This is a genomic window from Peribacillus simplex, from assembly GCF_001542915.1.
Classification (GTDB): domain Bacteria; phylum Bacillota; class Bacilli; order Bacillales; family DSM-1321; genus Peribacillus; species Peribacillus simplex_B.
The window spans coordinates 133,274-156,762 of the sequence record NZ_LNNH01000027.1; the positions used below are offsets into that span (position 1 = coordinate 133,274).

General features: G+C 42.5%; 20 protein-coding genes. 15 read left to right on the forward strand and 5 right to left on the reverse strand.

Going from position 1 to position 23,489, the window contains the following annotated elements:
- Positions 1-301 (forward strand): transposase (locus tag AS888_RS14050; RefSeq protein ID WP_185113093.1); only part of this gene is annotated, 301 nt, incomplete at its 5' end.
- Positions 302-449: 148 nt separating this feature from the next.
- On the opposite strand, the gene AS888_RS14055 is transcribed toward AS888_RS14050, so the two are convergent.
- Positions 450-1,136, reverse strand: coding sequence for a cupin domain-containing protein (locus AS888_RS14055; protein WP_061142778.1), 687 nt, complete (start codon positions 1,134-1,136; stop codon positions 450-452).
- A 334-nt stretch (positions 1,137-1,470) separates the two neighbouring features.
- On the opposite strand from AS888_RS14055, the gene AS888_RS14060 reads away from it, so the two are divergent.
- Together AS888_RS14060 and AS888_RS14065 are read left to right on the forward strand one after the other, a co-directional pair.
- The gene (locus AS888_RS14060; RefSeq protein ID WP_061142779.1) at positions 1,471-3,363 is read left to right on the forward strand and encodes an OPT family oligopeptide transporter; all 1,893 of its coding nucleotides are present in this window, start codon (positions 1,471-1,473) and stop codon (positions 3,361-3,363) included.
- Entirely contained in the window at positions 3,353-3,718 is a 366-nt protein-coding gene (locus AS888_RS14065; RefSeq protein ID WP_061142780.1) for a PqqD family protein, read from the forward strand. Before AS888_RS14060 ends, AS888_RS14065 begins: the two co-directional genes overlap by 11 nt.
- A gap of 540 nt (positions 3,719-4,258) precedes the next feature.
- Here the strand turns inward: AS888_RS14065 and AS888_RS14070 are convergent.
- A complete protein-coding gene (locus tag AS888_RS14070; protein ID WP_061142781.1) occupies positions 4,259-6,280 on the reverse strand; it encodes a sigma 54-interacting transcriptional regulator in 2,022 nt (673 codons plus the stop codon).
- 385 nt (positions 6,281-6,665) lie between these two features.
- On the opposite strand from AS888_RS14070, the gene AS888_RS14075 reads away from it, so the two are divergent.
- From AS888_RS14075 to AS888_RS14100, 7 genes are all read left to right on the forward strand, one after another.
- Entirely contained in the window at positions 6,666-8,084 is a 1,419-nt protein-coding gene (locus AS888_RS14075; RefSeq protein ID WP_061142782.1) for a YfcC family protein, read from the forward strand.
- A 41-nt stretch (positions 8,085-8,125) separates the two neighbouring features.
- Positions 8,126-9,301: a beta-aspartyl-peptidase gene (gene iadA, locus AS888_RS14080; RefSeq protein ID WP_061142783.1), complete on the forward strand. Its 1,176-nt coding sequence runs from the start codon at positions 8,126-8,128 to the stop codon at positions 9,299-9,301.
- Positions 9,302-9,349: 48 nt separating this feature from the next.
- A complete protein-coding gene (locus tag AS888_RS14085) occupies positions 9,350-10,351 on the forward strand; it encodes a cyanophycinase (RefSeq protein ID WP_221408606.1) in 1,002 nt (333 codons plus the stop codon).
- 25 nt (positions 10,352-10,376) lie between these two features.
- Positions 10,377-12,893 (forward strand): cyanophycinase, encoded by a 2,517-nt coding sequence (locus AS888_RS14090; protein ID WP_061142806.1) that lies wholly within the window; start codon positions 10,377-10,379, stop codon positions 12,891-12,893.
- Positions 12,886-13,065, forward strand: coding sequence for a hypothetical protein (locus tag AS888_RS25785; protein WP_155645498.1), 180 nt, complete (start codon positions 12,886-12,888; stop codon positions 13,063-13,065). The genes AS888_RS14090 and AS888_RS25785 overlap by 8 nt, the downstream gene beginning before the upstream one ends.
- Before the next feature lie 467 nt (positions 13,066-13,532).
- Entirely contained in the window at positions 13,533-14,357 is an 825-nt protein-coding gene (locus AS888_RS14095; protein WP_061142785.1) for an SDR family NAD(P)-dependent oxidoreductase, read from the forward strand.
- 85 nt (positions 14,358-14,442) lie between these two features.
- On the forward strand, positions 14,443-15,051 hold the full coding sequence (locus AS888_RS14100; protein WP_061142786.1) for a class I SAM-dependent methyltransferase: 609 nt from the start codon (positions 14,443-14,445) through the stop codon (positions 15,049-15,051).
- A gap of 87 nt (positions 15,052-15,138) precedes the next feature.
- On the opposite strand, the gene asnB is transcribed toward AS888_RS14100, so the two are convergent.
- Together asnB and AS888_RS14115 are read right to left on the reverse strand one after the other, a co-directional pair.
- Positions 15,139-17,028, reverse strand: coding sequence for an asparagine synthase (glutamine-hydrolyzing) (gene asnB, locus AS888_RS14105; RefSeq protein WP_061142787.1), 1,890 nt, complete (start codon positions 17,026-17,028; stop codon positions 15,139-15,141).
- A gap of 673 nt (positions 17,029-17,701) precedes the next feature.
- Entirely contained in the window at positions 17,702-18,418 is a 717-nt protein-coding gene (locus tag AS888_RS14115; protein WP_061142807.1) for a GntR family transcriptional regulator, read from the reverse strand.
- A 285-nt stretch (positions 18,419-18,703) separates the two neighbouring features.
- Between AS888_RS14115 and AS888_RS14120 the strand changes: the two genes are divergently transcribed.
- Genes AS888_RS14120 through chbG form a run of 5 tightly spaced genes read left to right on the forward strand, consistent with a single transcriptional unit; the run spans position 18,704 to position 22,798 of the window.
- Positions 18,704-19,012: a PTS sugar transporter subunit IIB gene (locus AS888_RS14120; protein ID WP_061142789.1), complete on the forward strand. Its 309-nt coding sequence runs from the start codon at positions 18,704-18,706 to the stop codon at positions 19,010-19,012.
- A gap of 4 nt (positions 19,013-19,016) precedes the next feature.
- Positions 19,017-20,366 carry a PTS sugar transporter subunit IIC gene (locus AS888_RS14125; protein WP_061142790.1) on the forward strand — a complete coding sequence of 450 codons (1,350 nt, stop codon included), beginning with the start codon at positions 19,017-19,019 and terminating at the stop codon, positions 20,364-20,366.
- 16 nt (positions 20,367-20,382) lie between these two features.
- Entirely contained in the window at positions 20,383-20,730 is a 348-nt protein-coding gene (locus AS888_RS14130; protein ID WP_061142808.1) for a PTS sugar transporter subunit IIA, read from the forward strand.
- Positions 20,727-22,070 (forward strand): 6-phospho-beta-glucosidase, encoded by a 1,344-nt coding sequence (locus tag AS888_RS14135; protein WP_061142791.1) that lies wholly within the window; start codon positions 20,727-20,729, stop codon positions 22,068-22,070. Before AS888_RS14130 ends, AS888_RS14135 begins: the two co-directional genes overlap by 4 nt.
- Positions 22,067-22,798: a chitin disaccharide deacetylase gene (gene chbG, locus AS888_RS14140; RefSeq protein WP_061142792.1), complete on the forward strand. Its 732-nt coding sequence runs from the start codon at positions 22,067-22,069 to the stop codon at positions 22,796-22,798. Before AS888_RS14135 ends, chbG begins: the two co-directional genes overlap by 4 nt.
- A gap of 71 nt (positions 22,799-22,869) precedes the next feature.
- Here the strand turns inward: chbG and AS888_RS26825 are convergent.
- Positions 22,870-23,489 (reverse strand): NAD(P)/FAD-dependent oxidoreductase (locus AS888_RS26825; protein WP_260320210.1); only part of this gene is annotated, 620 nt, incomplete at its 5' end.

Genomic DNA, 23,489 nt, shown 5'->3' on the forward strand with positions numbered 1-23,489 from the left:
ATCATTTTTATCACGGTGTACGGAAAGCAAAGACCATCAAAAAGTAGTGACACGGCATATCTGGCAAGCATATGTGGAAGAAGCAGATCATCTGCGTCATCATCAAGAGGTAAAACCTATATATGCGAAACGCAAAGAAACGATTGAGCGTGTATTCGCAGATGCAAAAGAAAAGCATGGTATGCGTTGGACTACTTTAAGGGGACTTAAAAAATTGTCGATGCAGGCGATGCTTACTTTCGCTGCCATGAATGTAAAGAAGATGGCCACTTGGACATGGCAAGGTCCTAAAACGGCTTAACATAGTGGCTCGAAGAGCCCAAATCTCGTAACCTTTGGTCAAAATTTCAAAGGAATTTCAAAAGGGGTTCGGAATTTTTTAATTCCGAACCCCTTTTGTCTACAAACTGAACGATGGAAGAAGAGCACTCCATCGCTTTTTTCATTTATCAATAATAATAATATTGGGGATTAGCTGGTATTTGATAATTATAGGCCGGGGCAGGGTATACTTGGTTATCATATTGATTGATATATTGCGGATATGGCTGCTGCGGAAGTTGCGAAGGCTGCTGCAGTGGCTGTCTTTCATCTTCAGAACCCCGTTGGCAGTTGGCTGTCGGACCGATGAACGTTGCTGGCTGCACGGGGGCAACTGCTTTTTTCCATTGGTTTTCATCCATGCAATACGTATGAGCCATGATATTTGCTGGTGTCAATTTCAGGATATCGGAACCAAGCACAACTTCAGGGGTTGGCGCATCAAAAATGGCAAGCAGATGCGTATTATCGGAAGTTGCGACTTCATAATGCCACCAGCCTTGTGGAACATTGGCCACTTGACCGGGCTTAAGGGGGTAATTCTGGATTTGTTTCGTGAAAGGATTCAGCAATGAAACGGTTGCGGCACCAGAAATACAGTAAACAAGCTCAGCTGCATTTTGGTGATAATGCGGTTCCACAACATTGCTAGTGCTGAGGTAAATATCCAGCAAAGAAACATTTTCAAGGGTGTTCAATTGTTTGATACCTACTACATTAATATAGTTTTGATTATCTTTTTTAAAGAGATTGCTATTATTGGCGTCGAAAAAAAATTGTGTGGATGGGGAGGTATAGTCCATATATGAAACCATGAAAGTATCATTCCTTTTCTGAAGACTTGATTCTGCAGGATATGCTAGTGGCCATTTTAATGTGCAAATGCCTAGTCGCTTTTTTGAAAATATACCTGCTTCGTTCCTGTCTTTAACTCATCGAGTGAAAGGTGGTTTAACTAAAAGGGTGAGGATATTTTAATAGAAGCGGAAGGTCGATAAGTGGCGGGCAGGACCAATACTTGAAACTGTTAATCTGAATGTTGTGCATAATCGAAATTTTAATAAGCAGAATTTTCCCATTGCGTGTGTTTAAATTACAGTGATATAATGTTCTCTGTGATTTTAAAGTTTAACATAGGAAGTGGCTAAATTGTCGAACAATTCAAAAGAGAGTAAATTCGTCCCGTACGTTTCTGCATCTAAATCTTTACCGGAATTAACCGCAACGGCAATAATTCTAGGGATTATACTTGCAATCGTCTTCGGGGCAGCAAATGCGTACTTAGGCCTACTTATTGGTTTGACTGTCTCTGCTTCAATACCCGCGGCGGTAATTTCAATGGCTATTTTAAGAGGGGTTTTCCGCAGGGATTCAATATTAGAAAACAATATTGTGCAAACGATGACCACGGCAGGTGAGGCTATCGGTGCCGGAGCTGTATTTACCATCCCGGCATTATTCATGTGGGATATAGACGTGAGTCAGGCATTCATCATTTTCGTTGTTCTAACGGGTGGATTTTTAGGGGTCTTCATGATGGTTCCCCTGCGTCAGCTCCTTATTGTAAGGGAACATGAAACTTTACCTTATCCTGAAGGTACGGCATGTGCCGAGGTATTGAAGTCAGGAGAAAAAGGTGGGACTAGCGCCAAGCTAATCGGCGCGGGTTTAGTCATTGGCGGTGTAGTGAAAGGCCTTGGTGATGGGTTTAAGCTTTTCAAAACGGAAGTTGAAACAGGAATCACGAATTTTAAAAATGCAGTTGTTGGTCTGGATGCTTTTCCTTCCCTTTTGGGTGTAGGTTATATCATTGGACCGCGTGTTGCAGGTCAAATGCTAGGTGGGGGATTGTTGGCTTGGGTCGTTCTGATCCCGGCAATCAGCTTCTTTGGCAGCAGTAATGGAACAGCCATTTTCCCTTCCGAGGTACCGATTGGTGAATTGGATGCATGGGGAATTTGGGATAATTATATACGCTATATCGGAGCTGGTGCGGTAGCAACTGGCGGATTGATCACATTAATCAAAACTTTACCGATTCTTTTCAGTTCGGTTTTTGATACGCTAAAAGGTGTAAAGGCCAATAAAGGACAGCTTAAGGCTGGTTCGATCCGTACTGAAAAAGACATGCCAGCAAAATACGTTTGGCTGGGAATATTCATTGTTATTTTAATCATCGCTTTCACACCTATAACAGATGTAGGAATCATCGGTGCGATCGCGATTGCAATTTTTGGCTTTTTATTCGTGACCGTGGCTTCAAGGGTTGTAGGGATCGTTGGAAGTTCTTCTTCCCCTGTTTCTGGAATGACCATAGCCACACTCTTGATTGTAGCAATTGTCTACAAAGCTACTGGTTTTACCGGAACGACTGGAATGGTGGCCGCTTTGACCGTGGCTGCGATCATTTGTACAGCTCTTGCTGTTTCAGGTGATGTATCCCAAGATTTAAAAACAGGGTACATCGTGGGCGGAACCCCATGGAAACAACAAGTCGCGATGATGATTGGTGTCGTCGCGTCGGCGTCTGTCATCGGTTTTATCCTGGTGTTAATGGATAACGCGTATACGATGGGATCAGCAGAACTTCCTGCTCCTAAAGCGGCTCTTATGAAAATCCTCGCTGAAGGAGTTCTAGGAGGAGATTTGCCTTGGACCCTTATCTTTATCGGTGCGGCCATTGCCATCACATTGGAGTTTTTCGGTTTGAATTCCCTTGTAGTGGCAGTCGGCATTTACTTGCCGGTTCATACTAGTGTGCCAATCATGATTGGCGGCTTCATCCGCTTCTTCGTTGAGTTCTTCTCGAAGACGAAAGAAGCACTTAAAGCACGCGTCGATAGAGGGGTTTTATTTGCCTCTGGATTGATTGCAGGCGAATCCTTGATTGGTGTGCTTATTGCGATCTTGATTGCAGCAGGCGTCCAAGTTCCAGCTGCAGCAAAATTGGCCAGCAATCTGCTACCATTCATACTATTCCTCGTTTTAGCTGGATTGCTTTGGTTCGTTTCTAGCAAAGGGAAAAAAGAAGATGCTTCGTAAACGTCAATCAAAAAAGAGGAACCTGTTAACCATGGTTCCTCTTTTGGAAAGACGAGTAACCTTGGAGCAAGGATCTGCGGAAACGACTTTTTTAGTCATCCAACGAACCAATTTCGTGGAACGAATGACGATTCGGTATTTTAAGCAGCCGTCAGTTCGTAAAATCAAGCTTGACAAATTTGGTGCATTTGCCATTAAACAAATGGAGTATAAATGCAATGTGAATCAGATTTCGGAAGCGATGAGTGAACATTTCGGTGAGGAAGCGGAACCTTCCTTGCCACGGCTGATGAAATTTCTTGAAATCCTTGAGGTCCATGAATGGATCGTCTGGGATGAGGAAGAACAAAATTAAAAAAAGCTGAAGCGCTTTTTGATGTTTGTAGAATCTCCTTAAGGTAGACAATGTAAAATGCCGCAAATCACCGTGGATGATGCATTCCTGCTTTAAGGGGATTTTTTTATGGTTAAAAAGAAAAAGAGGTTATTCAAATAAAGGATTGCCGTACAGATGTATTTGAATGAGGAAAACGATGAAACGTATATGGCGGACTCAGCCTTGACCCTTGAATGAAAAGATGAAAATAAGTATATCTATTGAAAAAAGAAGAAAAAAAGAGATCATTCCCTATAACGCAAAGTGGATGGTCTCTTTATGTATTTTTGCATCTTTACCTTTATTTTTCTCTCGTGTTTTTGGAAGCTTGTAAGTTATATGAAAAAATGCTAAGAAGGAGAGTTTTACTTTTTATGAAAAATATTAATTTTTTTCTTTATGAACTTTTAATAAGTCCAACTGAAACTCGACGTTCGTTCCTGAAGGATCTGGCGCGACCGCTCGGCCATTTTCGATCATCAGCGGCCGTATATGGATCAATAGGAAAGCTGTGTACCTCTATAGTAAAGATTCTAAATAGTTCATACCGACTTCCGTTATTCTTGTTCCGCCCCGCCCTTTACGTTTGATGATCAGTCCTTTTTGCTCGAGGTCATCAAGTCGGCGCCTAACCTGTTGCGGGGACAAAGAGAGGCTTGCATGCTGTTCTTTCGTTTTTGTTGAAATATATTCTCTGCTGGCGGCTTTTCCAGCTTCATTGCATTGCATAACGATCTTTAGAATCATGCGATGTTCAGATTGCTCCAGGGTATTTTGTGGCGGGGCTACTTTATCTTCCGATAGTTGCGCTGTCTGATGCTGCGGTAGATCATCTTTAGTTAATATCGTACCATTACACACTGTCAGCATATAATCGAGTGTGTTTTTTAGCTCGCGGATATTGCCTTCCCACTCAGCCCGTTTCAGCCAATCCATTAACGAATGCTCCACTTTTATCCAATTTCCGTTTTTTGTTATGTAATGATGGATCAAGAGGGGAATGTCTTCTCTTCGCTGCCTAAGTGGCGGGATGGAGAGGTTAAGTACATTCAAACGGTAAAATAAATCATTTCTGAACGTTTGTGCTTTCATTTGTTCCTCGATTTTTTTATTTGTTGCAGAAATGATGCGAATGTTAATGGGAATAATCTTCGAGCCGCCAATTCTTCTTATTTCCTTTTCTTGGATAACTCTTAATAAGCGAGATTGCATCAATAAACTGATATCCCCTATTTCATCCAAAAAGATGGTGCCGTTATCTGCAAGCTCAAACAGCCCTTTTTTACCTCCGCGCTGACCTCCAGTAAATGATCCGTCTTCATACCCGAATAATTCGCTTTCTAGCAGGCTTTCGGATAAGGCGCTGCAGTTTATGGGCAGAAAAGGCCCATTTTTTCTCAAGGAGTGCTTATGAATGGCATGAGCAAACAATTCTTTGCCCGTTCCTGATTCTCCCTGGATGAGGATGGGGTGTTCTGCTAATGCGAGCTTTTTTGCGATCTGTTTAAGTTCTATCATTTTAGGATTTTCACAGAAAATGTCATCAAAGCTATACTTCGCGTAAAATCCTTTCTCGCGATATTTGCGCTGTGCTGTTTTTTCAATTTCGGATGCCTGGTGGACACTTTTAAAAACAGCAACGATGGATTGCTCTCCAATCATTGAATGTCGGTATACGACAACCTCAACACCATGAATGCTAAAAAATTGACTCTCTTCCACACCATCCAGGATGAATTGAACCACTTCGTTTTGAAGGATTACCGTATCAATCGGGCGGTTGATGACTACATCCGCCTGAATTTGAAAGAGTGCTTCAAGTTTTTGATTAAACACGGTTACTTCACTCGTTTCATTGATCACGAGTATTCCATCATCAATCGTATTAACGACATTTTGGATGTGGTGATAGACTTCTTTTGTCTCCTGTTGGGATACAAGCAATTTTTGCTGCAATTCAATGATGCTTCTGATGTATCTTTCTGAAATTTGCAGGGCAACTTTTCCCTCCAGCCTGCAATGATCTACAATTCTTAAAATGGTGGTCATATCCAAAAGCCTGACGCCAATATCCAAAACCATCGGCAAATAGGCGGGGGCAAGTTCTGTTTCACCTGGTGATACAGCCACATCGATATCATCATAATAAGTATGATTCTTCTTGTAAGCTATAAAGCGAACATGATTGATTCCAAGTTGGTAAAGAGATTGAATCAGTTCCAATGTGACCTTGTATTCATCATTGATGACAAGTACGTTGGTTCCAGCCGGAATTGTGAGAAGTTTGTCCAAATGTTCATGGTGGACGGTACGTTGTCCGGTAATAAAGTTTACGGCATTCATATGGTTTAGATGACTGACTTCTTCTTTAAGGGATTCGGAGGAGAAGAGGATGACATCCGCTTCAAGACCAGCTGGAAGGCCCTCATCGACTGCATAGCTATCAATGTGCAGATAATCACCTAATAGCTGATGAAGTTGCTGATGCAGGGTGTGCCTTGTCTTCATGCCGCCTGTCAAAAGGATAAGTGATGGTTTCATAAGGGACATTCCCTTTCTTTGGTTGAATTGGTTTTATGATGGTGCGATATATGAACCATTTTAGACCATTAAACGATTGTTGTTAATAATAAAATTGCTTTTTTGATTGATATTTCATAATTTTCTTATTTCTCATTTCGTTCACAAGCACCGATTGAAAAATTCCCCCTAAGTATAGAGATGAGCATATTCCTATACGCACCCATCTCCCGGACCCGTCCCACTTAATGTGTCATTCAGATCCCATAGCAGTCGACTTATAAGTTGGCATGTATTTTGCATTATTACTTTACAAATGTTACTTTCTCAAAAAAACGAAAAGGAGAACTATGGTAGGCGGGGAAGTATCATTTACTGGCTGAATGAAAAAGGGGAGAAGAGATGTATGGCTCAAGTCGAAACAACGTATCAACCAGAAGGAAAAACAAAAAAAGATCGTAAAATTAATGTATTCGCATTATTGCTGGGTGTTTTGGTCATCGCAACGTTATTAACTTATGTGTTGCCTGCAGGAGATTATGGACGCATCGAGGTTGACGGAAGGACCGAAATCGACCCGGATACTTACAAAACGGCAGACCAAACCCCGGTAAGCCCATTTGGAGCTGTTAAGGCGCTTCATACTGGAATGGTTGAAGCAGCTAATATTATCTTCTTCGTTTTGATCATTGGGGGATTCTTTGGTGTATTAACCGCCACTGGGACGATAAATGTATTGATTACGACGCTTGCCAAAAGACTTGCAACCCGGGAGAAGTTGCTTATACCTGGCATGATGCTATTCTTCGCGATTGGCGGTTCACTTATGGGGATGGCTGAGGAAACACTCGCATATATCCCATTATTGATTCCGTTGGCGCTTGCACTTGGATTTGACGTTCTTACAGGAACGGCCATTGTTATCCTTGGGGCTTCGGCAGGTTTTACGACGGCCGTCATGAATCCGTTTACAGTCGGAATTGCTCAAGGCATCTCCGAGCTGCCGATGTTCTCTGGCATGTCGTATCGATTAGTGCTTTTCGTGATCGTTTATGCGGTATCTGTAACATTCGTCTACCGTCATGCCATGAAGGTGAAAAAGGATCCGTCAAGAGGATTTTATGGAAAATACAGCAAGAAAGAAGCTGATGTGCTCCTTAAGTCTAAAGAAAAACTTGAAACGAAACATAAGCTCATTCTTGGTGCATTTTTACTGAATTATGTGGTCCTTGCTTTCGGAGTGATTAAATACAAATGGTATATTACGGAAATTGCAGCGCTTTTTGTAGTGTTGACAATCGTCATAGGAGTCATCGGCAGGCTATCTGCGGATAAGATTGCGAAATCGTTTGTAGATGGATCATCTTTATTGATTGGCGGAGCCTTAATTATAGGAGTTTCCCGTGCAACTCTTGTTGTTCTAAATGAAGGGCACATTATTGACCCGATGCTTCATGGGGTTTCCGATACGCTAAAGCATATCCCGGCGTTCTGGAGTGTGATTGGCATGTATAACTTCCAGGCCATTATCCATTTTATCCTTGCCTCGGGAAGCGGACACGCCATGCTGACGATGCCAATCATGACACCGCTTGCTGATTTGCTTGATATTACTCGACAGACGGCAGTTCTTTCGTTCTCATTTGCCGATGGAATAGGGAATATTATTTTTCCGACGGCAGGCACGTTAATGGCAGGACTCGCTATTGCGGGCATTCCCTGGACAAAATGGGCCAAATGGGTTCTGCCGCTAGTCTTCATTCAATACCTCATCGGTTTAGCCGCTGTTGTAATCGCTCATTTAATGAATTACGGACCATTCTAATCATGTTATAGAAACAGCTTAGAGAAATAGGAGGAAAGAATTTGCTTACTTTAATAAAAAATGCAGAAGTGTATGAACCTCAGTATCTTGGCCGGATGGATGTGCTGCTTGCGGGTGGCAAAATAGTCTATATCCAAAATGATATTGACCTGGATAACTCATCTATTGATGTGAAAATAATTGATGCATCGGGAAAAATTCTCGTGCCTGGTTTTATTGATGCCCATGTACATTTAATCGGCGGCGGCGGGGAAGGAGGCTTTAGGACTCGCACTCCGGAAATGAATTTAACGGATGCTACGATGGCAGGCATTACAACAGTCGTTGGAGTGTTAGGTACGGATGGAACAACAAGACGGATCGAGAGTCTTCTGGCAAAGGCCCATGCATTGGATGAAGAGGGGATTACGGCGTACATCCACTCTGGCTCTTATCAAATTCCCGTGAAAACCTTGATGGGCAAAATTGAAGAGGATCTGATTTTCATTGAAAAAATAATCGGTGTCGGTGAAATTGCCATATCCGACCATCGCTCTTCCGAACCGACACTTGATGAGCTTGCGAAGATAGCGGCTGCAGCACGTAATGGCAGTTTAATCACCGGAAAGGCAGGGTTATTGGAAATACATGTAGGCGATAGTGAACGCAGGCTGGAGCTCCTTTTTGAAATCGCCGAAAAGACGGATATACCGATACATCACTTTCACCCGACTCACATAAACAGAAATCGGGATTTATTCGAAGAGGGAATACGCTATGCAGAAATAGGGGGGTATGTAGACTTAACGACAAGCACCACCCCTCAATTCCTAGAGGAAGGGGAAGTGAAATGCAGTAGCGGGTTACGACAGATGCTTGAGAGTGGGGTGCCTATTATCCAGATTACTTTCTCCTCGGATGGACAGGCAAGTCTTCCTTGTTTTAACCAAGACGGTGAGTTCGCCGGTCTGCAAGTCGGCAATGTTTCTTCTCTTTTCCACGAGGTCCGTGACGCTGTAATGGATGAAGGCGTTCCGCTTGAAACAGCAATTCAGGTCATCACTGCTAATCCGGCACGTATCTTAAAACTGAAAAATAAAGGGAAAATCGGGGTGGAGATGGATGCTGACCTCGTGTTGCTCAAAAAAGATACGCTAGCTATCGATACGGTCATTGCAAGAGGAAAAGTGATGGTAGAACGAGGTGTCCCGATCATTAAAGGGACATTTGAAAAATAATAGGATGATAGGGAGTGAAAAGGAATGAGACAGTTAATGAAGGTATGTATGATGGTAGGTTTGTTTGCTTTTTATTGCCAAGGGAATTTTGCATATGCTGCAAGCGGGGACTATCAGTATAGCAGCTATGGAAACACCGGAAATGTAACAACTGCCACTTCTTATGGCATTAACTTGATGGGAGGCGGAGCGGACGTGGATGAAGCGATGCTGTGGATGGCCAAAAAAGCCAATCAAGGTGATTTTGTCGTTCTCCGTACTTCAGGATCGGACGGATATAACCAATACCTTTACGATTTGGCCCAGAGCAATAACGCTAAGCTTGATTCAGTCGAGACGATCGTGCTGAACAACAAATATGCTTCAGGAGACTCGTATGTATTGGATAAGGTCCGTAAGGCGGAAGCAGTCTTTTTTGCCGGAGGAGATCAATTCAATTATGTCGATTTTATCAAAAATACGGCTCTTGAGGATGTACTTAACCAGCAGATTCAAAATAATGTTCCGATTGGAGGAACAAGTGCAGGGCTCGCGATCATGGGGCAATTCGTCTATGATGCTAAAAACGGATCCGTCTATTCAGATGAAGCACTGGCAAATCCGAATAACCGCTATATGACATTTACAAGAGATTTTCTGAATAACCGCTATTTATCAAGTACGATTACAGATACCCATTTTGAACAGAGGGACCGGATGGGAAGATTTATCGGGTTCATGGCGAGGAATGTATCGGACGGATGGACGAACCAATCTAAAGGCATTGCTGTCAATGAACAAACGGCTCTTCTTGTCGAACAGGACGGAACGGCGAAGGTTGTTGCTCAGCCAGGCGGCAGCAACCAATCCGTATATATGGCGAAAACAACGGCCGCTCCTACAAGCAGCATAGGCAAGCCATTGACTATAAAAACTGTTGACCTCGTCAAGTTAAGACCCGGAAATACGTTCAATCTTCAGACATGGACGAGCAGTAATGGATATTCCTATAAACTTTCTGCCCAAAATGGGGCCTTAAGTTCAACAAGTGGGTCCATATATGGAAATTAAAATAGGGGGAGGAGTAAAAGTGAAAATGATCATTAATACGGCAATTACCGCCTTTTTGCTAGCATCGGTCTGCTATTTGCCGCCAGGAAAGGCTAGTGCTCACCCTAAGGAAGAAATCAAAGGAAGTCTCGTTATTGCAGGAGGCTCATTGGGCAGCAGCAACAAGGATATTTATGAATCTTTCATAAAACTCGCCGGGGGGGTCAAAAAAGCGAAAATCGGTATTGTTCCGGCTGCTAGCGGAAGTTTGAAATCCTCCAAGGAATTTAGGGCAGATCTTGTGAAGTATGGAGTCAAAGAGGCGGATATCAAAATCCTGCCGATATCGAATCATAATTTCAGTGATACTGATTTGGATGAAAAATCGTGGAAGAACAATGTCCACAGCAAAGCAGTTGTCCGGCAGATCGAGGATCTTTCAGCCATCTGGTTCGTTGGAGGCGACCAACTTCGGATAACAGATACATTATATGATGCCAAGGGAAAGAGTACGTTGGCGCTTGAGGCGATTTGGAACGTGTATCGAAAAGGAGCTGTCATTGGCGGAACAAGTGCAGGCGCGGCCATTATGAGTGATGTTATGATTGCGGGCGGTGATAGCTTAGGCGGCCTGAAAGGTAAATTTACAGGGAAGTCCGAGTCTGCAAAAAACAAAGAGTACGAGCCTGTCCGGATTGAGAAGGGGCTTGGTTTCTTCCAATATGGAATCATCGATCAGCATTTTGATGAAAGAGGAAGACTCGGGCGTTTAGTAGCAACTGCCGTAAATTACGAAAAGCAAAAAAAGAAATATAATGCTTATGGTATTGACGAAGATACCGCGTTGATTGTCAACAATCAAGAAAAAACGGCCGAAATTGCGAGCAGGGGCGGAGTGACGGTTGTCGATTCAAGTAAAGCAAAAGAACATAAGGGTAAGATCAATAATGTCTCCATCAGCCTTTTATCTCCTGGTGACAAGATTGATCTGAAGACAAAATCATTTACGATTCATTCAAAAAAGGATGCAACTAAAGGGAATGAGTACCACCAATTTAAACCTTTGGAAGCAACGGGAGTGCTGACTTCATATGGCAAATTAAAACCTTATTTATCCTATTCGCTCGTTGATAATTCTTCCACTGACTCCGTAAAAAGCTATTTATACGACAGCAGAGGATCGGGATTTTCCTTAACCTTTAGTAAAACGAAACAGACAAATGGGTTTTGGGGCTATCAAGATGGACAAAAAGATGATTATTCCATTACGAATGTGAAAATGGATGTTGCTCCTGTTTCGCTCCAATTTAAAACAGACAAGCAAGCTTTCAAGCACTATCAAGAATCCAATTTTGCACTTCCCAAAAGAACGGAGCGCGGAACCATCAAAGGAAATCTACTCATCGCGGGTGGAGCGCTTGGATTAAGTAACGAAGATGTGTATAAAAAGTTTATTGAACTGACCAAGGCAGGCACTGATGCTAAAGTAGGCATCATCTCTGCCGCTAGTGGAAGCTTAAGCTCCTCAAACGCCTTCAAAAGCGATTTATTAAAGTATGGCTTGAAAGAAGAAAATATCAAGATCCTCCCTATTTCAACACATGATTTCAAAGGAACATTGGAGGACGAATCTAGTTGGAAGGAAAACAGAAATCGTGATGGTGTCGCTGCCGAAATAAAAAACCTTGATGCCATCTGGTTTGTGGGCGGAGATCAGACGTATATTACAGAAGCATTATTCAATCCGGATCAAACCGAATCAAAAGCATTAAAAGCGATTTGGGATGTGTATAAAAAGGGTGCTGTTTTAGGAGGAACAAGTGCAGGGGCAGCGATTATGAGCGATGTCATGCTTGCCGGCGGAGGTAGCTTGGAAACACTTACAAAAGGATTTACAGACACGTATAACGGAATGGAGCAGCAAGAAGGCGGACCGGGTTACCTTGAACGGGGACTTGGCTTTTTCCAATATGGACTGATCGATCAGCATTTCGATAATAAAGCAAGGCTTGGCAGACTTATAGCAACGGCACATGAAAAAGGCGACCGTAATCAGCTGTCATATGGAATTGATGAAGACACAGCAATCGTTGTCAATAATCTCAAACAGAAGTTGGAAGTGGTCGGCCGTGGAGGGGTAACCGTTATTGATTTATCGAAAGTAAACACCGATCCTAAAATAAAAAGCGGATACAAAAACATTTTACTTTCTACAATCGCACCAGGGGATAGCGTTGATTTAAGAACGAAAGGGATTCACATCAGTCCACACAAAGTCCGTACAAAAGGAAGTGAATATGGAGATTTTGAGGTAGCTCCTCATTCAGGTGTGTTGACGGAGCACGGCACATTAAGCAAATTCCTATCTTATCAGCTTGTCGATAACAGCGGAGAGAAGGAAGTGAAAGCGTATTCGTTTGATAAAGGAAAAGGAGTAGAGCTTACATTCAGAAAGACAAAAAAGACGGATGGATTCTGGGGATACAAGGACGGAAGCAAAGATGATTATTCAGTCGTGAATGCTGTTCTGGATATTACGCCCATTGCAGTAAAGAATGAATAAAGTACGCCGAATAGATTCAAACCTGCCGGCACACCCAATCATGATTGGGTGTGCCGGCAGGTTTTTTATCGTTGAAGCGCTCGTTTATCCAATCCAAGACTTCTCGGCGACCTTTCCGCCAGCAGGGTATTCCCTTATACCCCTTTTGGAGGAGACACTCATTTTCAATTAGTCTTGTGCTTTGATAAGAACTCCTTAAAGGTGAGATCTTCGACCAACTATGTTCGTTCATTTTGAGATTTCCTCATTTCCTTCCGGTTCAGAATTTTATCTATCTTACAAGTATTGAAGAGATGCTAGGCTCCAAGTGAATGCTTACTTATATCAATACTTTACACCATGGTAAACCTTGCCATTCCATTTTTCACTGCGTAAAAACCTTTTCATTTCTTATAAAGGAGATAATTTGTTAGGTCCAATGAATTCGCTAGTTTCGTAACATTGTTCTGCAGAGACATTATATAGGAAACATTCGGTGGGGATGGCCTGGCGTTATTTACTATATTCGCCGAACTCCTCATCCTTTGGCTAACTCTACTTTAGGCAATATTTATACTTATGGTATAATAAATTAGACTTTCGTTATGTTTCCTGTATACTAATAATGCTGGATATACTTAAAAAAAGCAGGTGGTTAGTATGGGAAGAGTACAAGGTAAAGTGGCATTAGTGACTGGTGGAGCCTCAGGAATAGGGTTATCGATATCGGCATTGATGGCTAAAGAAGGTGCGAAAGTCGTGATTGCCGATTTTAACGAAGCAGGAGCAAAAGGAGCGGCCGAAAATATTACAAACCAAGGCGGGGAAGCAGTTGGGATATTCCTGGATGCAGGGCAAACGGATTCGATACAAGCGGCTGTCGACTTTACGGTTGAACAATATGGAACGATTACGGTACTGGTTAATAATGTAGGTTTGTCTAACTTGCAAAAAGATCTCGATGTCGTGAATCTGGATTTGGAGGAATGGGACAGACTTATGGATGTTAATTTAAAAAGCGTGTTATTGGGAAGTAGATTTGCGATTCCCCACATGATCAAAGCTGGGGGAGGGGCCATAATCAATACCGCATCGATGGGCGGCTTTGCAGGTGACTCCGTGCGGTCTGCATATGGAGCCTCCAAAGCGGGGGTGGTGAATTTGACGCGTTATATAGCTGCCCAGTACGGGAAAGATCATATCCGTTGTAACGGAGTGGCACCAGGTCTTATTTTGACCCCTGCTGCCGAAAATAATATGCCTCCTGCCGTGCTTGATATATTTGCCAAGTTTAATGCTTTGCCATATCATGGTGAAGCCGATGATATCGGTTATACCGTTCTATTCCTTGCATCTGATGAGTCCAAATTCATTACCGGTCAGACGATTCAAGTGGAGGGCGGTCACTACATGGCTAATCCGAGCATCTCGGATTTCAACGATTATGTAGCGAAACAGTCGAAATGGGCAACTGAATCTTCATGACAAAACCCTGGATAAGCTTTTGCCTTATCCGGGGTTTTTAGGTAGAATCCCATTAGTGAAATAACCATAAGGGAGGTGTTTATCCATGAAGGATGCGCAATATGATGAACTGCTTAATATTAAAACAGAAGGCGAACAAAAAAAATTCTATCAATCCTTGCATTATCACCGTTATGAGCCAACACCTTATAAGGCACTAGAGCACTTATTCCAAAATTATGAACTCAGCAGGCATGATCGCATTGTCGATTTTGGAAGTGGGAAAGGACGATTGAATTTTTTCATCCACTATTTATATCAAACATCCGCAGTAGGCGTGGAGATGAACCAACAATTCCATAAAGAAGCGATCGGGAATCTGAAAAGTTATCGAAAGAAGTGGAAAAATAACAATGGCAACATCGAATTCAGTTGCTGTTTGGCACAGGAATATGAAATTGATTCAAGGGATAATCGGTTTTATTTCTTTAATCCGTTTTCCATCCAGATTTTCATGAAGATCATCAATAATATCATGGTTTCTTATGAAAAAGAACCGCGCCAAATGGAACTGATCCTCTATTATGGGTCACAGGATTATAATTTTTTCCTGGAAAATCAAACCTTCTTCGAGCTGAAGCAAGAGGTGGATTTACCAAGCATGACTGAAGCGAATCCTTTTGAGAAATTTGTCATCTATCAATTATCGATATGACTGCCTTGGCGAGTATGTAAAAGCCCCCAAGCAGATGGATGGCTTGGGGGCAAAATCTATAAAACAATGAATGCAATACGTGAATGCTTAATTTACAGCATATTGTAAAGTCCTTTGTGGTTGAAGCTCATCTTGCTTTTCTATGTAAAGTTGATGCCATATCATGAAAGTTAAAATGGTCCATAGTTTTCGACTGTTATCCATTTTATCATTGACATGATTTTCAAGTAATTGCATGATTTGTTGTTTGTTAAAAAGGTAATCAGTTTGGCTCTCATGGATCAGCTTCACTGCCCAATCGTATAATTCATCCTTTAGCCAATGGCGTATCGGAACTGGGAAGCCAAGCTTCTTTCTGCTCCAAACATGTTCTGGTACGATTCCCCGGGCAGCTTTTCGGAGCATATATTTCGTCGTTCCATTTCTGACTTTTTGATCCATGCTCAATTTTGATGCCGTGTTGAAAACACGTGTATCCAGGAATGGAACTCTTACCTCTAAAGAATTCGCCATCGACATTTTATCAGCTTTCAATAAGATATCACCTTTGAGCCATGTCTGAATGTCAATGTTTTGCATTTGTGTAATCGGATCATAGTCTAATGAGCTTGAATAAATGGGGCTGGTCACTTTTCCGTTTTCTAACCCATTCTGATAATTCACGAGTAATTCCTTCTTCTCTTTTTCGTTGAAAATATTTGCATTTCCGATATATCGATCTTCTAATGCTGTAACCCCGCGCTCTATGAAACTCTTTCCTTTAACGCCTTCTGGCAATACGGAAGAAAGGGTTTTTAACACATGGTTAAGCGGAGTTGGAATATAGGAAAACATCCGCAGGGAATGCGGCTCCCGGTATATATTGTATCCGCCGAATAACTCATCTGCTCCTTCCCCGGACAAGGCGACTTTGACGTGCTTTTTAGCTTCCCGCGCGACGAAATATAGCGGGACGGCAGCAGGGTCCGCTAAAGGGTCATCCATATGCCAAATGATCTTGGGAAGTTCGGCCAGGAATTCTTCAGGGCTTATGATAAAACTTATATTCTCTAGATGTAAGGCGGCAGCCGTTTCCTGTGCAACGTTTATTTCACTATATCCATCTCTTTCAAACCCAACGGAAAAAGTTTTGATTTTCGGGTTGATTTGTTTGGCGATGGAACAAATGAAAGATGAATCAATGCCCCCCGAAAGGAATGAGCCAACTGGCACATCACTTCTCATATGTACGTTCACCGAATCAATTAAAGTCTCCTGGATTTCTTTCGTGACTTTTGAATCTTCCATATTGGAAGGATGGAAGGTGGGGTGCCAAAACTTGGTGATATCCATTTTCTTTCCGGGCTCTTTAGTGAAATAATGCCCAGGCAATAGCTTTTTAATGTTTTTGGATAAGGTGGATGGTTCGGGAACATATTGAAAACTGAGATAATGCTGTAATGAATCCACATCAAGCTCCTCACTCATTGTCGTCAAGATGCTTTTTTTCTCTGAAGCAAAATATGTAACCTCATCTTGTTCACAGTAGAAAAACGGTTTGATTCCAAAGTGGTCCCTTGCTCCAAACAGTTTTTCTTCAATCTTGTCCCAAATGACAAAAGCGAACATACCGCGCAAGCTTTGAACGGCTTGCTCTTTTAGGCTGCTGTAAAGTGCCAGGATTACTTCCGTATCAGAATGCGTCGTAAACTCATATCCGCCATCAATAAGCTCTTTTCTCAATTCAATATGATTATAGATTTCGCCATTAAAGATGATCCAATATCTTTCATTTTCATATGAAAGAGGTTGGTTGCCATTCTCAATGTCGATTATACTCAATCTTCTAAATCCGAAATTCACGTAATCATCAAAAAAATATCCTTCATCATCCGGACCTCTATGGGTGATGATAGTGTTCATTTTCTTGATCGTATCTACCATATTTGAATTTATGGCTTTTGGATATGTTTGAATGTATCCAACAAAACCGCACATGAAATCCACCTGCCTATTTATTAATTGATTATATTTTTCATTTATAAAGGGATAGTAAAATAGATTCACAAAAATATAATTATATAGATATATTGTATCTATTTTACTAGAGTAGATTATTATGATAAATTTGTCAAATATAATCCAAAAATGAATTAAATTGTAAAGGTTTTAGGGGGAAGGCGATGGTCCAAAATCGGAAGGGAGAGAAGGGTATCTTCGTAGAATCCAAAATAATCTTTGAGAAGGAGAGCTTTTTGAAAAATAGATGTCCGTTTTTACTGTTACACATGATCGAAATTCTCATGGTCATTAGAAGGGGCCAAAAAGGAGAAAGGTCCAAAATATCCGATCATGGCAATCAGGACAATGACATGGGAACCCCATGCGCAGGAATTGATTAAAGCGGAAGGGATTAATGCACATCTCCATATTGTAGTAACTAAAATTCGGGCGATAGGCTGATTAAGGTTTTTGCGCCTATAGGGTGAAGAGCAGGAAAGAGAGCGTTACAGATTCTTGGAGATCCATTCATCGAAAAGGAAATAAACTGCGTTATGTTGCAGGCAACTTGCATTATTCCGATTCAGAGCAATGAAATTCTGGAACAAGTATGATAGTTAAATCATTAAAAAGCAGACATTCAATCGATTGTCTGCTTTTGTTTTTTCGTTCAGTAGTTCCGTTCAATGACAAAGTGTGCACGATCGCCCCTGAAGAGAGTTTTGGAGAATTCGATGACTGAACCGTCACTCTCATATGTGTAGGTTTCCAAGGAAAAACAAGGTGAACCGTTGGGTACTTCCAATTTATCGGATATGGAGTCATCGGCAAGTGAAAATTCCAAATGCTCGACCGTTTTTTTCACTTTTAAATTGAATTGTGTTCCAAGTACTTCAAAAAGCGATTTCTCACATGCCTCAATATTCAGCCCAGGTGTTTTATACCAAGGAAGGTAGGCGATTTCATATTGAAGAGGGACATCGTTTACGTAGCGTATACGCTCCAGCTTATTTACGGGATCTCCAATATTTTGTTTGAAAAGCTTGGCAAGTGTAGCGTTTGCTTCAATGACCTTCAAGCTGATGACCTTTGTGGAAGGATTTTTGCCTTGCATCGTGACTTGCTCGGAGAACTTTTCAACTGTACTTGTAAGGAATTGCTTCACTTTATTTTCCGAAACGAAGGTCCCTTTCCCCTGAACACGATAGATGTAGCCCTCGACGGTCAATTGCTGTAAGGCCGTACGGACTGTCGTCCTGCTTACACCGTATATTTTACAAAACTCCGCTTCAGTCGGTAATTTAGTATTCGTTTCATATTCGCCATTTTTTATGAGATCGATGATCGATTCCTTGACTATGGAATGCAATGCCGCTTCTTTATTCATGGTCTCCACAGTGATTCCCCCCATACTCATTCCTATATATACATATAGATTATCTCGGATAAGTACAATAATCAACTGATAATCGTTAATTTGTCATAACAAATAAAAAATTGTGTTGATATTTTTTTAATTTGTAACTACAATAGATATATGGAGGTAATAATACCCATTTCCAAAATACTGGTAGAGGGGTGGATACAAGGCAAGAGTGTCATAATCAAAAAAGCAGTATCATCAATATTATAAAAAACTGAATAATCAATCATTATAAAGGGGGTAATGTCAATGAATATCTTATTATGCTGTTCGGCGGGGATGTCCACTAGTTTATTAGTTACCAAGATGGAGGAAAGTGCAAAAAATCAAGGAGTCGATTGCCATATTTGGGCGGTTGGATCGACGGAAGTGAACAATGAAATGGATAAGGCCGATGTGATTCTTTTAGGACCACAGGTTAGATATCTCCTTTCCAAGTTACAGGAAGCGGCAAAAGAAAAGGGGATTCCTGTCGCAACCATCAATCCGATGTTCTATGGACTGTGTAATGGTGAAGAAGTGCTAAAGCAAGCCACTACTTTAATTAAGGGAGAATAAGGATATGATGACTTTTATTGATAAGTATATTATGCCTGGAGCTGTAAAAGTAGGAAATAACCGGCATCTGCTTGCGATTCGTGACGCATTGATCGGAATGATAGCGATTACAATGATCGGGTCATTTGCGGTCCTGTTTAACAATCTAGGGCAAGTCATCAAGCCTTATGGAAGAATGATGGAGGCCATATTCGGTCCCGCATGGAATACACTTGGCGGTGATATTTGGTTTGGCACCTTCGCATTCATGACGGTATTCGCTGTATTTGGCATTTCTTATAAACTAGCAAGATCTTACGGAGATGATGGCTTTGAAGCGATGCTTGTATCCGCGGCCTGTTTCTTCCTATTATTGCCTCAAATCGGCAATGTCACTTTAACCATTGATGATAAAGCCGTTACAGGCGGCGCGTGGGGATTTGTAAGCGTTAACTATTTCAATGCTACCGCCCTATTTACAGGAATCGTCGTTGCCTTGATTGCGACTGAAATATTCGTTAGGCTTTCACGAGTGAAATATTTGGTCATTAAGCTGCCCGATGGAGTACCTCCAGCTGTTGCCAGGTCATTTGCCAAGTTAATTCCTGGCATGGCCACAATCTTTGCCGCGGGCTTGTTCGGATTGTTATTCCGCAAGGCTACGGATGGTCAGGTATTGAATGATTGGCTGAGCAAAGTAATCGTTTCTCCCTTACAAAGTGCTGTAGATTCATTACCATTCGCAATTTTATTAGTATTTCTTGTTCATTTATTATGGATGATTGGTTTGCACGGACCAAATATCCTTGGTGGGATAACAACACCGCTTTTTGAAAGCTCGGGAGTGAAGAATATCGATTTATATGCAAAAGGTGTCAAAGATATGGACCAGTACGGGGTATTGGCAGGATCTTTCCTGGATGCCTTTGTCTATTTAGGAGGATCTGGTGCAACATTAGGTCTTATCATTGCCATGATCATTGCAGGACGGAAGCGGTATAAACAGATGATTGCACTCGGTGGGGCACCAGGGGTGTTCCAGATTAATGAACCGATTCTTTTCGGATTGCCTATCGTCCTGAATCCAATGTGGTTCATTCCTTTCGTCCTTGGCCCGGTAATCACGACGGTGATCTCCTATTTAGCGGTAAGCAGCGGCCTGGTTTTTCCGATTGTAGCCAAGATTCCTTGGGTTACGCCTCCAATCGTGGGAGGATTCCTGGCAACTGGGGGGCACGTATCCGGAGCAGTATTGGCAGCTGTCAACTTAGTCATTTCAACAGCGATTTATTTACCGTTCGTTTATGCACAGGTGAAGATAGACTCAAAAAATAAAACAGAGCTTACAAAAGATTCAGAAACGTTAAGCGTATAAGAAAGCAGTGATGAAAATGGAAAAAGAAGAATTATACCAGTTATCCTTTCAATTGATTTTATATAGCGGCAATGCAAGAAGCTTTGCGATGGAAGCGATGCAGGAAGCGAAGAAAAGAAACTTTGAATCAGCACGTTCAAAGATTGCCGAGTCGGAATCCGAACTGCTGCAAGCCCATAAATATCAAACACAATTAATCCATGCCGAGGCAGGGGGAGATCATTTCGAACTCCCGATTCTCCTGGTCCATGCACAAGATCATCTCATGACAGCGATGACATTGAAGGATCTTGCGATTGAAATGATCGATATCCGCGAAGAATTCATACATGCAGCTGCTATGAAGGAGGGAACTGCCGAATGAGCAAGGGGTTGAAGATTGTTACGATTGGCGGAGGATCAAGCTATACGCCAGAGTTGATCGAAGGTTTCATTAAATATCATGGAGAGCTTCCTGTGAGTGAAATTTGGCTAGTTGATATTGAAGCGGGTAAGGAGAAGCTTGAAATCGTCGGGGATTTGGCTAGAAGGATGATTGAAAAGGCTGGAGTGAATATAGAAGTCCACCTGACATTGGACAGAAAGAAAGCGCTTAAAAATGCAGATTATGTCACGACGCAGCTCCGGGTTGGCCAGCTCGCTGCCAGAGCTCTTGATGAGAAGATTCCATTGAAGCACGGAGTCATCGGGCAGGAGACAAACGGACCTGGAGGGCTTTTCAAGGCTTTTAGAACGATCCCCGTCATTCTTGATATAGCCCGTGAGATGGAAGAGGTTTGTCCGGATGCATGGCTAATCAACTTCACCAACCCTGCTGGAATGGTAACGGAAGCGGTTCTGCGTCACAGTAATATTACCAAGATCATCGGGCTTTGCAATGTCCCGATTGGCATGGAGCGAGGTGTGGCGGATTTGATGGGCGTCGAGCCCTCAAGAGTCAGGATCGACTTTGCCGGCTTGAACCATATGGTATATGGCTTGGATGTATTCGTTGATGGGGAAAGTGTCAAAGATCAAATCATCAATCTGATTACAGATCCTGCAAAAGCCGTCACGATGAAAAATATCCATGCAATGGGATGGGAGCCGGGATTCTTAAAGGCCTTGAATCTGTTTCCGTGCCCGTACCACAACTACTATTATAAAACGGGAGATGTGCTTGCCCAAGAGTTGAAGGATGCAGAAAATGGGGAGACACGTGCTGAGGTCGTCCAAAGGCTTGAAGCGGGGCTATTCGAGCTATATAAAGACAAGGATTTGGCCATCAAGCCGCCGCAGTTGGAAGAACGAGGAGGAGCGTACTACAGTGACGCTGCTGTGAGGCTGATTTGCTCGATGCATACGGATAAATGCGATATTCAAGCCGTCAATACCGTCAATCATGGTTCCATTGAAGGCATACCGTATGAATCGGCCATTGAAACCAGCTGTGTAATAACGAAGGACGGTCCGAAGCCGATCAATGTCGGAAAGCTTCCAGTGGCTGTGCGGGGATTGATTCAGCAAATTAAATCGTTCGAACGAGTGGCCATCGAAGCCGCAGTCACTGGGGACTATGACACTGCCCTGCTTGCTTTGACGATTAATCCATTAGTTCCAAGTGATCGGGTTGCAAAACTTATTCTCGATGAAATGCTAGAGGCGCACAAAGACTATTTGCCTCAGTTTTTCAAAAAAAAGGAGTTGCAGGATAACTTATCATGATTGAAGTTCTTATAAATGCAGATGATTTCGGGTTAACTAAAGCGGTGAATTATGGAATTTTGGATAGCCACAAATATGGAATTGTCAATTCGACGACGATCATGATGAATGCGAACGCGACGGAGCATGCGATAGAAATCGCTAAGAAAACCCCCTCTTTGAAAGTGGGTATACACTTAGTGCTGACATGGGGGAAACCTTTATTGAGCGATGTGCCGAGCTTGGTTGATGAAGATGGGTACTTCAAGAAGCAAGGAGTGGTATACGCCAATCCCGATGATATATCCTTGGCTGAATTGGAGCGCGAGTGGTCTGCGCAGATTGAAAGGTTTTTGGAATTCGGGCTGTTTCCAACTCATTTCGACAGTCATCACCATGTACATGGGATAAAAGCCTTCCTGCCGGTCATTCAAAGGCTGTCGGAGAAATACCGTTTGCCGGTGCGTAATGCGGGAGAACACTTTTCTGGTATGCAAACCGTTACCGATCTATTCTTTGATGACTTTTATGGAGATATGGTTGCAGAAGATTACTTTCAGAACTTAAAGGGAAGGGTAAACGATGGAGCAAGTGTGGAAATAATGACTCATCCGGCCTATCTTGACGAAGAATTATTTACTGTTTCCTCCTACAACGATAAACGTTTAAGGGAAACAAGCATTTTGACTAAGGCAAAATTGCCGGAAGGATATTCCCTCAGGTTCAGCATCAATCAAGTTAAGATCTGAATGTATAAACGAAAATCCATCACAAAAAGGACCATTCAAATGAATGGTCCTTTTTGAAATGATTCTTTGTTTTAGTAGGCCAAGCTATATAGCGCTTTGATGTGTGATAAGTAGCGGATATTACTCGCTTCCTTCATCAAAGTGGCCGGCAGGCCTTTCAGGGAGGTATTATTGGCTCCGACGGTTGCCACGGCATCCTTCCGGCCAAGGCTCGCAAGCGTACCTGAATTTACAGGTGCGAATACTTCAAGCTTCTTGCCTTCGAAGGCTGCATAGAGGTTATACCCGACAAGCTCACCCATTTGCCATGCGTTTTGTGCAGTTGGCGCGTATGGACGTCCGCCTTCTGGAGGGAAAGCAAGGGCGCTGTCACCGACAACGAATACGTCCTTATGTGACGTCGATTGCAGGTATTCATTAACGGCTGCTTTGCCGCGATCGACTTCAAGACCTGATTCGCCGACGATAGGAAGAGCCGCAACCCCGCCTGTCCAAACAAGCGTATTGGCCGTGATCGTTTGTCCATCCTTCAGTTCGATTTGGTTGCCTTTGACACCCGTTACAGGCAGACCTGTCAAGAACTCGACGCCACGCGCTTCCAAGGAAGACATGGCCCGGTCGATCAGCGGATCAGGCAGCACAGGAAGGATTTTTGGGCCAGCTTCAACAAGCTTGACTTTCAAATCCTTGA

Excerpts from the sequence above, each read along its gene's own strand:
- AS888_RS14055 (WP_061142778.1), bottom strand. The coding sequence starts at position 1,136 with ATGGTTTCATATATGGACTATACCTCCCCATCCACACAATTTTTTTTC.
- AS888_RS14065 (WP_061142780.1), top strand. The coding sequence starts at position 3,353 with ATGCTTCGTAAACGTCAATCAAAAAAGAGGAACCTGTTAACCATGGTT.
- AS888_RS14070 (WP_061142781.1), bottom strand. The coding sequence starts at position 6,280 with ATGAAACCATCACTTATCCTTTTGACAGGCGGCATGAAGACAAGGCAC.
- AS888_RS14075 (WP_061142782.1), top strand. The coding sequence starts at position 6,666 with ATGGCTCAAGTCGAAACAACGTATCAACCAGAAGGAAAAACAAAAAAA.
- AS888_RS14085 (WP_221408606.1), top strand. The coding sequence starts at position 9,350 with ATGATGGTAGGTTTGTTTGCTTTTTATTGCCAAGGGAATTTTGCATAT.
- AS888_RS14090 (WP_061142806.1), top strand. The coding sequence starts at position 10,377 with ATGATCATTAATACGGCAATTACCGCCTTTTTGCTAGCATCGGTCTGC.
- AS888_RS25785 (WP_155645498.1), top strand. The coding sequence starts at position 12,886 with ATGAATAAAGTACGCCGAATAGATTCAAACCTGCCGGCACACCCAATC.
- AS888_RS14095 (WP_061142785.1), top strand. The coding sequence starts at position 13,533 with ATGGGAAGAGTACAAGGTAAAGTGGCATTAGTGACTGGTGGAGCCTCA.
- AS888_RS14100 (WP_061142786.1), top strand. The coding sequence starts at position 14,443 with ATGAAGGATGCGCAATATGATGAACTGCTTAATATTAAAACAGAAGGC.
- asnB (WP_061142787.1), bottom strand. The coding sequence starts at position 17,028 with ATGTGCGGTTTTGTTGGATACATTCAAACATATCCAAAAGCCATAAAT.
- AS888_RS14115 (WP_061142807.1), bottom strand. The coding sequence starts at position 18,418 with ATGAATAAAGAAGCGGCATTGCATTCCATAGTCAAGGAATCGATCATC.
- AS888_RS14120 (WP_061142789.1), top strand. The coding sequence starts at position 18,704 with ATGAATATCTTATTATGCTGTTCGGCGGGGATGTCCACTAGTTTATTA.
- AS888_RS14125 (WP_061142790.1), top strand. The coding sequence starts at position 19,017 with ATGATGACTTTTATTGATAAGTATATTATGCCTGGAGCTGTAAAAGTA.
- AS888_RS14130 (WP_061142808.1), top strand. The coding sequence starts at position 20,383 with ATGGAAAAAGAAGAATTATACCAGTTATCCTTTCAATTGATTTTATAT.
- AS888_RS14135 (WP_061142791.1), top strand. The coding sequence starts at position 20,727 with ATGAGCAAGGGGTTGAAGATTGTTACGATTGGCGGAGGATCAAGCTAT.
- chbG (WP_061142792.1), top strand. The coding sequence starts at position 22,067 with ATGATTGAAGTTCTTATAAATGCAGATGATTTCGGGTTAACTAAAGCG.